Origin of the sequence: Nonomuraea sp. NEAU-A123 (assembly GCF_018603905.1) — a bacterium.
Lineage (GTDB): Bacteria > Actinomycetota > Actinomycetes > Streptosporangiales > Streptosporangiaceae > Nonomuraea.
Genome location: NZ_JAHFZZ010000004.1, coordinates 443,765 through 456,914, shown reverse-complemented (window position 1 = coordinate 456,914; position 13,150 = coordinate 443,765). Strand labels below are relative to the sequence as shown.

The following is a 13,150-nucleotide window of genomic DNA, read 5'->3' as shown; positions in this document are numbered from 1 at the left end:
CGCTAACCCATCTCCTCAAGCTTGCGGCCTTTGGTCTCCTTGACGAACTTGGTGACGAACAGGAACGACAGCAGGGCGAAGAAGGCGTACCCGGCGTACGTCAGCGGCAGGTTCCACTTCGACAGGGCCGGGAACGACACCGTGATCGCCCAGTTCGCGATCCACTGCGCCGAGGCGGCCACCCCGAGGGCGGCGGCCCGGATGCGGTTGGGGAACATCTCCCCCAGCAGAACCCAGACCACGACACCCCATGACAGGGCGAAGAACAGCACGAACACGTTGGCCGCGACCAGCGCGATGGGCCCCTGCGGGGGCGGCAGGCTGAGCCCGCGGGCGTAGGAGAACGCCCACGCGGCCGTGGCCAGCGAGATGGCCATGCCCGCCGAACCGATGAGCAGCAGCGGCTTGCGCCCGATCTTGTCGACCAGCGAGATCGCGATGAACGTGCCGATGATGTTGATGACCGAGCTGGAGAAGCTGATCAGCAGCGAGTTGCTCTGGGTGATGCCCACCGACTGCCACAGCACCGACGAGTAGTAGAAGATCACGTTGATGCCGACGAACTGCTGAAAGACCGACAGAGCGATGCCGATCCAGACGATCGGCAGCAGCCCGAAGGCGGGCCCGCGCAGCTCCTTGATCGAGGACCTCTCCTCGGTCCTGAGGACCAGCTTGATCTCGGCCACCCGGGCGTCCAGGTCCACGTGCTCACCCTCGACCTCGGCCAGCACCGTGCGGGCCTGCCTGATCCGGCCGACCGCGATCAGGTACCGGGGCGACTCGGGGATGGTCGAGGCGAACAACAGGTAGAGCAGGGCCGGCACGACGCACGCGCCCAGCATCCACTGCCAGGCCTGCAGTCCCCAGAGCTGGTTGTTGACGTCGCCGCCCGCCAGCCGGACGAAGGCATAGTTGACCAGTTGCGAGAACGCGATGCCCAGCACGATCGCGAGCTGCTGGAACGAGCCGAGCCGCCCCCGGTAGGCGGGCGGCGACACCTCGGCGATGTAGGCCGGCCCGAGCACCGAGGCCATCCCGATCGCGATGCCCGCCAGAACCCGCCAGAGGGCCAGGTCCCAGAGGGCGAACGGCAGCATCTGCCCGATCGAGCTGGCGGAGAACAGAATGGCCGCCACCTGCATCGTCCTGGTACGGCCCCACCAGTCGGCCAGCCGGCCCGCGATCCAGGCGCCGACGGCGGAGCCGAGCAGCGCGATGGCCACCACGATCCCGATCTCCACCGGGCCGACCCGGAAGTACTTCTGGATCCCGACGACAGCGCCGTTGATCACGGCGCTGTCGTAGCCGAACAGGAACCCGCCGATGGCCGCCGCCGCCGTGATGAAAACGACGTGACCAAGGTTCTCCTGGTGGCCGTGCGCAGTAGCCATTGCGGACTCCCTCCCCGGAATGGGGACTTACCCGCCGTCACTTCACGTACAGCCACGATTACTCAAAAACTACAGTCGCGGGTCCACCGGCTCGGATTCAAGGGCGAGCACCGCGAAGACCGGCTCGTGCACCCGCCAGCCCGCGTCGCCGTCGGCCAGGCGCGACAGGGCCTCCAGGCCGAGCGCGTACTCGCGCAGCGCCATGGACCGCTTCTTGCCGAGGAAGCGCCTGCGCAACACGTCGAGCGACTCGGTGTAGTCGGGGCCGTAGATGATCCGCAGGTATTCGCGCCCGCGTACCTTGACCCCAGGCTGGACCCGGCCTGCCACGTACTGGGCGGGTTTGACCACCATGCCCTCTCCGCCGGCCGCCGTCAGCGCGGACCACCAGTCCACCGCCCCGGCCCGCGACTCCGGGGAGTCGAGCGAGACGAAGACGTGCCTGGTGGGGGCGATCAGCGGCGAGTCGAGCAGGGCGAGCGCCGACAGGTGCCAGGCGTGCGGCTCCAGCGCCGTGGCCCGGCCTTCGCAGGCCAGGATCTGGAACGGCGCCACGCGTACCCCGTCCAGGCCGTCAACCGGCCAGCAGTAACGCGCATAGGCGTCGCGGAACAGGGCAGCGTTGTCGGTGCGGCGTCGAGTGCGGGCGAGCACCCCGCCCACATCCAGCCCGCGCCCGGCGGCCGCCTCCAGCACCGACACCGCCTCAGGCAGCGCCGCCCGCGCCGCCGCGCCGACGGAGGCGTACTGGCTCCTGATCAGCTCGCCCGCCTTGGCCGACCAGGGCAGCAGCTCGCAGTCGAGCACCACCCAGTCGGAGCCGAGCTCGGCCCAGAGCGGCTCGCACGCCTCCCGCAGCCGGTCCACCAGCGGCGCCATGTCGTCGAAGAACGGGCGCCCGGTACGCGTGTAAACCGCGCCCGCGGAGCCGTCGGTGACGCCGAAGCGCGCCGCGGCCACCTCGGGGGTCCTGGCGAGCACGGCGACGGCCCGCGACCCCATGTGCTTCTCCTCGCACACGACCTCGCTCACCCCGGCGGCGGCGAACTCCTCGAACGCCTCGTACGGGTGCTCCAGGTAGCCGTCGAGCTTGGACGTCTCCGGCGGAGCCATGGTCGGCGGGAGGTAGACCAGCCAGCGCGGGTCCACCGCGAACCGGCTCATGATCTCCAGAGCCGCGGCCGCGTTCTCCTCCATCACCTTCACACGGGTGCCGAACCGGGTCTCGACGTGCCTGGTGCCCTGGACGTCGCCGATGTCGAGCATGCCCGGGTCGCGAGCGGGCCCGCCGCCGAGCGGCTTGACCGAGGCGTACCAGATCTGCTCGGCGGGGACGGAGACCAGCTCGCGTTCCGGGTAGCGCAGCGCGGTCATCGTGCCGCCGAACACGCAGCCGGTGTCGAGGCAGATCGTGTTGTTGATCCACTCAGGCTTGGTCGTGGGCGTGTGGCCGTAGACGACCATGGCCCGGCCGCGGTACTCCTCGGCCCACGGGTAGCGGACCGGCAGGCCGTACTCGTCGGTCTCGCCGGTCGTGTCGCCGTACAGGGCGAACGCGCGGACCCGGCCCGACGCGCGGCCGTGGTAGGCCTCCTTGAGCCCGGCGTGCGCGACGACGAGCCGGCCGCCGTCGAGCAGGTAGTGGCTGATCAGGCCCTCCATGAACGTCCGGGCCCGCTCGACGAACTCCGGCGGCTCGGCGGCGAACTGCTCGAGCGACTCCTTGAGCCCGTGGGCGACCGTGACCTTGCGGCCGTTCAGCGCGCGCACCAGCTTGGCCTCGTGGTTGCCCGAGACGCAGATCGCGGTGCCGGCCGCGACCATGCCCATGACCAGGCGGAGCACCCCGGGCGAGTCGGGGCCGCGGTCGACCAGGTCGCCGACGAACACCGCCGTACGACCGGCCGGGTGATGGGCCGTCACCGCCTTGCCCTCGACGCGCTCGATCTCCCAGCCCAGGGTCCCCAGCAGCGTCTCCAGCTCGGAACGGCAGCCGTGGATGTCGCCGATGACGTCGAACGGGCCGGTCAGCTCGCGCTTGTCGGTCCACGCCTTCTCGTAGGAGAGCTCGGCGTTCTCGATGGCGTCGAGGCCGCGCAGCACGTGCACCTTCCTGAAGCCGTCGCGGGAGATCTTGCCCAGCGAGCGGCGCAGGTCCTTGCGCTGGCGGATCACCACACCGGGCCCGAAGTCGCGGTTGGGGCGGCCGGCGTTGCGCTCGATCGCCACCTCCTCGGGGGTGTCGAGCACGATCGCGTCGGCCAGCACGTCGTGCTTCTTGGCCAGCTCGATGAGGCTCCGGCGGGCGGCGTACTGCACGTTCGTGGCGTCGACCACGGTGAACAGCCCTCTGGCCAGGCGTACGCCGACGATGTGGTGGAGCAGGTCGAAGGCGGCGGGGGTGGCCGACTGGTCGTTCTCGTCGTCGGCGACCAGGCCGCGGCAGAAGTCGGACGAGATGACCTGGGTCGGCGCGAAGTGCTTGGCGGCGAACGTCGACTTCCCGCTGCCCGACACGCCGACGAGCACCACGAGAGACAGCTCGGGGACGCTGATCATCGGGTGAACACTCCCATCTGGGTGGGCGGCCCGACCTCGGGGTCGTCGTCGCCGACAGGCTTGAAGGTGACCTGGTAGCCGTAATCATCGGCCACCCGCGAGGCCCACGCGGCGAACTCGGCGCGGGTCCACTCGAAGCGGTGGTCACGATGGCGCAGCCCGGTCAGGAACTCGTAGCGGGGGTTGTACTCGATGTTCGGGGTGGTCACGAGCACGTGCTGGGGCCGGGCGTGGCCGAACACGACGCGTTCGAGCGCCGCCAGCCGCGGCGGATCGACGTGCTCGATCACCTCCATGAGCACAGCCGCGTCATAGCCGGACAGCCGCTTGTCGGTGTAGGTCAGCGCGCCCTGGAACAGCGTCAGCCTGGCCCGCTTGCTGTCGGGCATCCGGTCCAGCTTGAGCTTGCGCGCGGCGATGGTGAGCGCCATCGCCGAGACGTCCATCCCGGCGACCCTGGCGAACCTGGGCCTGGCCAGCATCGCGCCGACCAACTCGCCCTGCCCGCAGCCGAGGTCGATCACGCTCGTCGCGCCGATCTCCTCCAGGGTCTCCAGTACGGCCTCGCGCCGCCTGACGTTGAGCGCCTTCGGCTTGACCTCCGGCACATCGCCCTGGGCCTCGGCCTCTGCGGCGGCCGCCTCGTCGGCCGCGGTCTCCCCCGCCGCCGCGTCCTCGTCGACCGCGGGCTCCAACTGCTCCTCGGTCTCGTCGCCCAGCTCGGCCAGCCTGGCCAGCGCCGTCCGGGCCAGCGCCCAGCGGCGGCCCAGGTAGCGCCGCATGATCAGGCCGCGCTCCGGGTGCCCGTACAGCCAGCCCTCACCGGCCCTGACCAGTTTGTCCACCTCGTCGGGCGCGATCCAGTAGTGCTTGCCGTCGTCGAGCACGGGCAGCAGCACGTACAGGTGGTTGAGCGCGTCGGCCAGCCGTACGGTCCCGCTGAGCGTCAGCCGGACGTAACGCGAGTCTCCCCATTCGGGAAACCCCTCGTCCAGGGGTACGGCCAGCGCCTCGACGGCCCAGCCGAGCGGCTCGAACAGCCGGGCCGCCAGCTCGGGCCCGCCGCGGCAGGGCAGCGCCGGCAGCCCGATCACCAGCGGCATCGGCCGGCCCGGCAGGTCCGGCCGGGCCTTGCACCGGCCGGCCCGCGCGGTCCGGAAGACGTCGCCCAGGGCCACGGCCAGCAGCGAGGAGGCGGCGTAGGGCCGGTCGTTGACGTACTGGGACAGGCTGAAGTCGGGCGAGTTCTTGCCGCGTGACCGGACCAGCGCGATCGGGTCGACGTCGAGCAGCAGCGCGGCCGTGCAGCGCCCCTCGCCGGACTCCGGGTAGAAGACCGTGGCCGTACCGAACGACTGGCCGAACTCCTGCACCCGATCTGGATGCTTATGCAGGAGAAAGCCCAGATCGGTGGCAGGTGTGGCGGTGGTCGAAATGGTCAGCAGCACGGGGCAAGTGTGCCGCAGTCCGACTTAGGGGCGCCAACGGATATGTCAGACGTGCGGCAGCACCTCGGCGGCGATCAGCTCCAGGTGTTCGAGGTCGGACAGGTCCATGACCTGGAGGTAGAAGCGCTCGGCACCGAGCTCGCCGAACCGGCCGATCTTGTCGAGCACCTCCGCCGGAGTTCCCGCGAGACCGCCTTCCCGCAGCGCGGTCAGGTCCTGGCCGATGGCGGCGGCGCGCCGTTCGAGCTCGGCCTGGTCGCGGCCGACGCAGACGGTCTGCGCCGCCGAAAGGATCACGCTACGGCCGGTCTCCGCCGTCGCCTCCCGCACCCGGTCATAGGCCGCGCCCGTGTCGGACAGGGTCCTGAACGGCACGTTGTACTCGTCGGCGAAGGCGGCCACCAGCCGGGGCGTGCGCTTGGCACCGGTGCCGCCGATGATGATCGGCGGGTGCGGGCGCTGGACCGGCTTGGGCAGCGCGGGCGAGTCGACGAGACGGTAGTACCTGCCCTCGAAGGAGTAGGACTTCTCCGCCGTCCAGAGCCCCTGGATGATCTCCAGCTGCTCCTCGAACCGGCCGAACCGCTCGCCCACCGGCGGGAACGGGATGCCGTACGCGGTGTGCTCCTGGTCGAACCAGCCGGTGCCGAGGCCCAGCTCGACCCGGCCGCCGCTCATCTGGTCCACCTGCGCGACGCTGATGGCCAGCGGTCCCGGCAGCCGGAACGTGGCCGGGCTCACCAGCGTGCCCAGCCTGATCCGGGAGGTCTCCCTGGCCAGCGCGGCCAGCGTGAGCCAGGCGTCGGTCGAACCGGGGCCCGGGTCGCCCTCCCCGATACGCAGGTAATGGTCGGACCGGAAGAACGCGTCGAAGCCCAGCCGTTCCGTGGCCTGGGCGACGGCGAGCAGGTCATCGTAGGTGGCACCCTGCTGGGGCTCGGTGAAGATCCGCAACTTCATAAGGCCATTATCCGCTCACGTACCACCACACATGGGACGACACCTGGAGAATGCCCCCGCCACACCCGCGCCGCCCCCACGACGGCCATAGGATTTTGTGAGCAACGTGGCTTTTATCGGCGAGGGAGGGGTGAGATGGCGACCCGTCCGGAGACGGCGAAGAAGATCCTCCTCTACTGGATGGACCTCACGATCGCGCTGCTGGGCATCGCCCTCTCGATGCTCGTCGTCGCCGCGGTCCGGGAGCAGCGGATCTCCGTGCCGCACGCGGTGGCCGCCGAGGTCTGCCTGCTCGCTTCGCTGGCGTTCGCCCCCCTCATTCTGCGGGACTCCTTCAGCGACCGGCCCCGTCCCACGGCGAAGCTGGCCGCGAGCGGGCTGTTCTCCGTGGCCGCGGTGGCGCTCGTGCCGCACGCCGGCGCCGGCTCCGGGTCGTGGGAGACGATCGGGACCTTCTGGCTCTCAGTCCTCGCCCTCTACCTGCCGCTCCGGGCGACGGCCTGCGTGGGCGCCGGGCTGGTCGCGCTGATCACCGTCTACATGTCGGCGGTGAACGGCCAGCCGTGGCTGTCCACCCTGATCACCTTGACTCTGTCCGCCGTGCTGCTGCCCGCCACCATGCTGCTCTGGCGCTGGGTCTGGTGGACGATCAGGGAGGCGTACGACGGCCGGGAGGCCAGGGCCACGCTGGCCGTGGCGAACGAGCGGTTACGCTTCGCCCGCGACCTGCACGACCTGCTCGGCCACAGCCTGTCCGTCATCACGCTGAAGAGCGAGCTGGCCGCCAAGCTGGCCACTCTTGACGAAGGCAAGGCCGCGGCCGAGATGGCCGACGTGGGCCGCCTGGCCGCGGAGTCGCTGGCCGAGGTGCAGGTGGCCGTGGACGGCTACCGGCTGCTCGACCTGGACGAAGAACTCGCCGGGGTACGCGTCGCGCTGGAGGCGGCGGGCGCTCGGTGCGTCATCGAGGCCAGGGCCGACGACCTGTCCCCCGCCGCCCGCACGCTGCTCGCCTGGGCGGTCCGCGAAGGCGCCACCAACGTGCTCAAGCACAGCAAGGCCACGCGCTGCGCGATCGTCATCGACGGTGGCGTACTGGAGATGCGCAACGACGGCGTGCGCGGGCCCGCAGCCGGGGCCGGGAGCGGGCTGCACGGGTTGGCCGAGCGCATGACGGCCGCGGGCGGCTCGTTCGCGGCGGCTCCCACGCCGGCGGGCGAGTTCCTGCTGCGAGCGGCGGTGCCCGCATGAGGCGGACCACCCCGTGGCGCGGCCGTCTCAGGCGGGCGAGCCGGCTCGACAAGGTGCGATGGGTGATCGTCTACTCCACCGACATCGCCCACCTGCTCGCCGTGTTCGGGTTCTTCGAGCTGTATGCCCTCTGGCAGGAGGGCTTCCCCGAGGCTCTCGCGATCGGGGCGGCCATCCTCCTCCTCATCCTGCTCGTGCTGGCCACCCGCCCGTTCAGGATCGCCGTCAGGGGCGGGCGGCGGCCGACCGCGATCCTCGTGGTCGCCGGGATCATCACGCTGCTCCTGGCCGCCCTCCCGATGATCTGGGTGATCCCGGTGGGGCTGGCGATGCTCGCCCCTTACGTCCGCAGGCGTACCACCCTCATCCTGTCCATCGGGTCGATCGTCGTCATCAACGTGTACGTCACGCTGGCCGCCGGGTTCCTGATCGAGGTCCTCGTGCTCCAGATCGTCACCACCGGCATCGTGACCGGCGGCGTCATGGCGAACCTGTGGCTGTGGCACGTGGCCAAGGACGCCTACGAGGGCCAGGAGGCCAGGGCCATGCTCGCGGTGTCGGAGGAACGGCTGCGCTTCGCCCGCGACCTGAACGACCTGCTCGGCCAGAGCCTCGCCGACATCTCGGCCGGGGCCGGGGCCGCCGCGCGGACGCTGCGCGACGATCCCTCGGCGGCGGCGGGCGAGATGTTCGAGGTACGCGACCTGGCCAGGAAGACGCTGCGCGAGGTGCGCTCCACCGTACAGAGCTATCGGGCCCTGGACCTCGACGAGGTCCTGGCCAGCGTGCGGGCGGTCCTGGAGGCGGCGGACGTACGGTGCGCCGTCCGCGCGAACACGGCCGCGCTGACCGCCGAGACCCGCACGCTGCTGGCCACCGTGGTCCGCGAAGGCGCGACCAACGTGCTCAAGCACAGCAAGGCCGGGCATTGCACGATCACGATCGAGGATGGGGTGCTGGAGATGTCCAACGACGGGGTCGACGGGCCGGTGAACGACCACGCGCCGGACGGGCTCGGCGGCCTGTCGCAACGGGTCAGCGCCGCGGGCGGCACGCTGTCCGCGGCGTGCACGGGTGACGGCGCGTACCTGCTGCGGGCGGCGGTGCCGGCATGACGACGCGCGTACCCGCTCCAGGGGGGACGACCCGCGTTCTGCTGGCCGACGACGAGCACCTGGTCCGCGGTGCCATCGCGGCCCTGCTCGACCTGGAGGCGGGCATCGAGGTGATCGCCCAGGTCGGCCGCGGCGACGAGGTGCTGGCCGCCGTCGTCGAACACCGCCCCGACGTGGCCGTACTCGACATCGAGATGCCCGGCATGGACGGACTGAGCGCGGCGGAGCAGATCAGCTCCCTGTGCAAGATCGTCATCCTGACCAGCCTGGGACGACCCGGCTACCTGCGCCGGGCGATGGCGGCCGGGGTGAGCGGCTTCCTCGGCAAGGACGCCTCCGCCGAGGAACTGGCCATGGCCATCCGCAAGGTCCAATCGGGCGGCCGCTACCTGGACGCCGAACTGGCCGCGGCGGCGATGGCCGCCGGAGACAGCCCCCTGACCGGCCGCGAACGAGACGCCCTGCGGCTGGCCGGCGACGGCGCGACGATCGCCCGGATCGCAGCCGAACTGCACCTCACCGAGGGGACCGTACGCAACTACCTGTCCAGCGCGATGACCAAGCTCAACGCCCAGAACCGACTCGAAGCCATCCGTACGGCACAGCGCATGGGGTGGCTCTGAAAGCCCGGTCAGGATGCCTCATTCTTGGTCGGAGCTTCTACCGCCGAAAGGGACGCCCGACCCTTGTCTGCGTGAATGTCCTGTCGAGCTTGGCCGGTTCGCTGCATATCGAGCACCATGCCCGAAGGATCGCCAAATAACAGACCGAGCAAGAACATCAGCCGCTCAAATGGAGTCCGTTCGTCTCCCCTGCCAAGCAATGCGAACGCCACTATTCCCAGAACGGCGATCAGCACCACGCCTATGACCAGGAGCGTAATAGGCAGCGCACCGCCGAAGAAGATCGCCGTCGCCGCCGCCCCACCGCCGATCGTGCTGTAGAGCGTCCTTCCGCGAGGCCTGCGAGGTACCGGGCAGTCGTTCTCGGCAGGTGTTTCGTCACCGTTTGCTGCCATCCGACCCTGCCTGATCTCAGTCCGGTCCAAGCTCCCCCACTAGAGCCCTGAGTTGGGAGACGGGACGGCTGGGCCATCGCGATCTCGCGCGAGTCATCCTGCCTCCTACCGCCAGAATGAGCTACGCTAAGCGTGCATGCAAGGTTGCATGCAGAGATGCTTCTCTTACGTCTGGGAGAAGGTCAACCATGACCGGACGCTCGCTGGGCTTTCGCAACTCTGCGGAGCAGAACCTTGCCTAGCTCTCCGTCGATCCAACGCCGGATGCTGGCTGCCGAGCTCCGTCGGATGCGCGAGAGTGCCTTTCTGACAGGGGAAGACCTCAAGGCGCGTTTGGGATGGTCCACATCCAAGGTCAGTCGGATCGAAAACGCGCGCATCGGTATTTCGACCGAAGATCTCGACATCCTGCTGGACCTGTACCGGGCCACCGCCGCCGATCGTCAACGACTGATGACGCTGCTCGAGCAGTCTTCCGCACATCCATGGTGGCGCACCTCCTCGACTCCGCCCAATGACTTTCATCAGTATCTGGATTTCGAAGCGGTCGCCGACCTGATCGAGGATTGGGAAATACGAGTAGTTCCAGGCTTATTCCAGACTGAGAGCTATGCGCGAAGCCTGTTGAACGCATGGAAAAAGGTCGAACCCGCTCTAACGCCCCGCGAGCTCGACGAACGAGTAGCCCTCCGCATGCGTCGCCAGGTTCGGCTGAACACCTCCGATCACCCTCTTCGGCTTGATTCCATCGTCGATGAGTCCGTCTTGTTGCGACGCATCGGCGACGCTACGGTGATGCACGCGCAACTGGCCAGATTACTCGAAATATCCGAGCTGCCCAACGTAACCCTGCGCGTTCTGCCGCTCGACGCCGACCGAGAGATCATGGACGGCTCTTTTATGCTCATCAAACTTTCCCCTGGCGAGGAGGTCGAGCAACGTCTGCTCTATGTGGACAACGTAGGCAGCGGGACGATCAGCACAGATGACACTTACATCTATCAATTTCAACGAACTTTTGAAAATCTGGCAGAGCACGCACTGACACCTGAACGCACTCGCGACTTGATAGTGCGCCACGACCAACAACGCTGGATACCTGCGATGGCGCAGGAAAACAACCATTCAAAATAGGGGTGTGCATAATGGAAAAGGACCTACTGACGGCGGCCTGGCAGCGATCGAGCCGGTGCAGCAACAACGGCTCTTGCGTCGAAATCGCCCGCTTGCGGGGCGGCCGGGTAGCCATACGCGACAGCAAGAACCCGCATGTCCACCCCATGATCGTCTCCGACACCGTTTACCAAGAATTCATCAACTCGATCAAATAGACAGCTCAGGCCGAACCAGCCGCGATGGGGGTGGCCGGGAGGTTCCTCACCACCCGGCCCTTACCTGAGGTGACCCTGAAAGCGTGGGATAAGCAGGTCCGACGGGCTCGTCACCTGGATAGCATGCCGACCCATGAGAAGACCGGCAAAGATCGCAACCGTGGCCCTTGGGGCAACCGTCCTGGCCACCCTGACACCGACCGCGCCCGCACTCGCGGACAGGGGATACGTGATCAAGAACGTCTCCACCGGTATGTGCCTCACCATCGGCGGCGACACCTCGACGCGGCGGATGGGCAACATCGCGCGGACCTGGGAATGCCAGCCCGGTTTCCAGGGCTACTTATGGAATCGCACTGCCCGCTCCCAACTCGCCAGCGCCGACTTCGGGGGCAAGCTGTGCATCGGTGCGCCCAAAGGCCCGCTCGTGCTCGTACGCCGATGCGGGGCCGATCTCAAGCACCAGCGGTTCACCTTCTCCACGATCAAGACCAACTACGGCGACCGGCTCCTGATCAAGTGGAAGAACGTATCGCCGGAGACCTGCCTGAACAGCAACGACAAGGGCCAGGTCTTCGGCTCGCGCTGCGACCCGGCCAGCACGAACCAGAACTGGACGCTGGGCCCTCGGGTTCGTGTCGGCTAGGCGATTTCGTGTCGGCCCCCGAGGGCGGGCGCGGACAGCTCTAAGAGATCTGGTGACACCTACGCTCGGAGGATCACATGAGGTCGGGTAGCGCGCAGGGGGACGACATCTCGCTGGACTACTACCTGATCTTCGCCACGCCAGCCGACAGGGACCGTGGGGCGCCGCCTCTGGGGGTCCTGGTCGAGGAGTTCGTGCTCTGCGACGACTACACCGCGGCCGGTATCGACAGTGTCGAATGGCCGGCGGCGACCGGTGTCTGGGGCGGTTCGTCCGCATCGAGCCGTGACATCCGTGCCGACGCCCTGCTGCGTTCGCGGGTGATCGCGGTGAGCCGTCACGACGCCGGCGGCGCTTACAAGGCGGGCGGCGGGGGCGAGCTGCCGACAGAGGCGGAGATCCGCACCCTGTTCGGCGAACGCCAGCCGTTGCCGGCCGCCGCCCCACTTGACCTGGGCGCGACGGGATCGCGCCTCTACCGCGTCCTGTTCGCCGGGGAACTCAGTGGGCGCGGCCTGGCGAACGTGCGGTCGGCCCTGAGACTGGAGCCGGCCGACGACCCCGCGGCTCCCCTGGCCCGCGTGGTCGGCACGGCGACGGCGACCGCCGCGGGTCACGGCTTCACCTGGGAGTTGCGGCGGATCGGGCCGGGGATTGCCTGGTGCCTCGATGTGACCGTACGTATGGGGACCGGCCCGGAGTCCGCCGTCGGGGCGCTGCTCCATCACCACCGGCAGGCGATCCGCGGGCAGGGCCTGATTCCCGTCACGATCGAACGCTTCAGATAAAAGCCCCGCAGGGCCGCGAAACTATGCCAAGGGCGTCCGGCTGAGGAAGGCGGGCACCGACGCGCGCCAGCGCGGGGCGTCCAGCGCGTTGAGCGCCGAGACGAGCCGCTTCTCCTCATAGACGAAGTGGGACTCCAGCAGGGCGGCCAGACCGTCCAGCTCGGCCCGCACCCGTTCGGGATCCGCGTCCAGGTCGCCGAGCAGCTCCTGCAACGCGCGCATGATGTCGGCCACCTGCCGGTGGTCACGGGCCAGCTCGTCCAGTACGGGACGCAGCTCGGGGAACTGCTCCGCCAGAGCGGGGAAGGCCCCCTCGTCCTCACCGCTGTGGTGCTTGGTCACGGCCGAGCAGAACGTCAGGCAGTGGGCCCGCAGCTCCCACGTCCGCTCGGGACGGGTGTGCGCGTCGGGGTGGGCGTGCACTTCCTCGCGCAGCCGGGCCAGCTCCTCGCGGAGCCAGAGGTGCGCCTCGATCAACTGGTTGCCGAACGCCGTCAGGCGGCCGTCCGGTTCGGAGGGCGGGTTCATCTGAATGGTGGCGCGGAGACCCGGTCCTTCAGGGCCGGGAGGAAGCGCCACTCCTCCTTTCGAAAACAGTATGGAAAGACTTAGTCACGTTCAGTAATGCGTGCGGTGGGTGAGA

The 13,150-nt window shown here is 68.8% G+C and carries 13 protein-coding genes; 7 read left to right on the top strand and 6 right to left on the bottom strand.

What is annotated here, in order from left to right:
• Positions 1–2: 2 nt before the first annotated feature.
• From KLK06_RS14370 to KLK06_RS14355, 4 genes are all read right to left on the bottom strand, one after another.
• Positions 3–1,391: a sugar porter family MFS transporter gene (locus KLK06_RS14370; protein WP_214635914.1), complete on the bottom strand. Its 1,389-nt coding sequence runs from the start codon at positions 1,389–1,391 to the stop codon at positions 3–5.
• Positions 1,392–1,460: 69 nt separating this feature from the next.
• A complete protein-coding gene (locus KLK06_RS14365; RefSeq protein ID WP_214635913.1) occupies positions 1,461–3,950 on the bottom strand; it encodes a polynucleotide kinase-phosphatase in 2,490 nt (829 codons plus the stop codon).
• The gene (locus KLK06_RS14360; RefSeq protein ID WP_214635912.1) at positions 3,947–5,398 is read right to left on the bottom strand and encodes a 3' terminal RNA ribose 2'-O-methyltransferase Hen1; all 1,452 of its coding nucleotides are present in this window, start codon (positions 5,396–5,398) and stop codon (positions 3,947–3,949) included. Before KLK06_RS14360 ends, KLK06_RS14365 begins: the two co-directional genes overlap by 4 nt.
• A 45-nt stretch (positions 5,399–5,443) precedes the next feature.
• Positions 5,444–6,358 (bottom strand): LLM class F420-dependent oxidoreductase, encoded by a 915-nt coding sequence (locus tag KLK06_RS14355; protein ID WP_214635911.1) that lies wholly within the window; start codon positions 6,356–6,358, stop codon positions 5,444–5,446.
• A 135-nt stretch (positions 6,359–6,493) separates the two neighbouring features.
• Between KLK06_RS14355 and KLK06_RS14350 the strand changes: the two genes are divergently transcribed.
• From KLK06_RS14350 to KLK06_RS14340, 3 genes are read left to right on the top strand one after another with little or no spacing between them, the layout of a single operon-like run.
• The gene (locus KLK06_RS14350) at positions 6,494–7,609 is read left to right on the top strand and encodes a sensor histidine kinase (protein ID WP_214635910.1); all 1,116 of its coding nucleotides are present in this window, start codon (positions 6,494–6,496) and stop codon (positions 7,607–7,609) included.
• A complete protein-coding gene (locus KLK06_RS14345; RefSeq protein WP_214635909.1) occupies positions 7,606–8,724 on the top strand; it encodes a sensor histidine kinase in 1,119 nt (372 codons plus the stop codon). Before KLK06_RS14350 ends, KLK06_RS14345 begins: the two co-directional genes overlap by 4 nt.
• The gene (locus tag KLK06_RS14340) at positions 8,721–9,347 is read left to right on the top strand and encodes a DNA-binding response regulator (protein ID WP_214635908.1); all 627 of its coding nucleotides are present in this window, start codon (positions 8,721–8,723) and stop codon (positions 9,345–9,347) included. Before KLK06_RS14345 ends, KLK06_RS14340 begins: the two co-directional genes overlap by 4 nt.
• 8 nt (positions 9,348–9,355) lie before the next feature.
• On the opposite strand, the gene KLK06_RS14335 is transcribed toward KLK06_RS14340, so the two are convergent.
• Positions 9,356–9,742: a hypothetical protein gene (locus KLK06_RS14335; RefSeq protein ID WP_214635907.1), complete on the bottom strand. Its 387-nt coding sequence runs from the start codon at positions 9,740–9,742 to the stop codon at positions 9,356–9,358.
• A 264-nt stretch (positions 9,743–10,006) separates the two neighbouring features.
• Here KLK06_RS14335 and KLK06_RS14330 point away from each other — a divergent pair, with 264 nt between their 5' ends.
• The 4 genes from KLK06_RS14330 to KLK06_RS14315 all read left to right on the top strand — a co-directional run bounded on the left by KLK06_RS14330 (position 10,007) and on the right by KLK06_RS14315 (position 12,507).
• Positions 10,007–10,876, top strand: a complete 870-nt coding sequence (locus tag KLK06_RS14330) for a helix-turn-helix transcriptional regulator (RefSeq protein ID WP_214635906.1) — start codon at positions 10,007–10,009, stop codon at positions 10,874–10,876.
• 11 nt (positions 10,877–10,887) lie between these two features.
• On the top strand, positions 10,888–11,073 hold the full coding sequence (locus KLK06_RS14325; protein WP_214635905.1) for a DUF397 domain-containing protein: 186 nt from the start codon (positions 10,888–10,890) through the stop codon (positions 11,071–11,073).
• A 133-nt stretch (positions 11,074–11,206) separates the two neighbouring features.
• A complete protein-coding gene (locus KLK06_RS14320) occupies positions 11,207–11,719 on the top strand; it encodes a ricin-type beta-trefoil lectin domain protein (protein ID WP_214635904.1) in 513 nt (170 codons plus the stop codon).
• A 77-nt stretch (positions 11,720–11,796) separates the two neighbouring features.
• On the top strand, positions 11,797–12,507 hold the full coding sequence (locus tag KLK06_RS14315) for a hypothetical protein (protein WP_214635903.1): 711 nt from the start codon (positions 11,797–11,799) through the stop codon (positions 12,505–12,507).
• 21 nt (positions 12,508–12,528) lie between these two features.
• Here the strand turns inward: KLK06_RS14315 and KLK06_RS14310 are convergent, their stop codons facing one another.
• Positions 12,529–13,035, bottom strand: a complete 507-nt coding sequence (locus KLK06_RS14310; RefSeq protein ID WP_214635902.1) for a hemerythrin domain-containing protein — start codon at positions 13,033–13,035, stop codon at positions 12,529–12,531.
• Between the last annotated feature and the right edge of the window lie 115 nt (positions 13,036–13,150).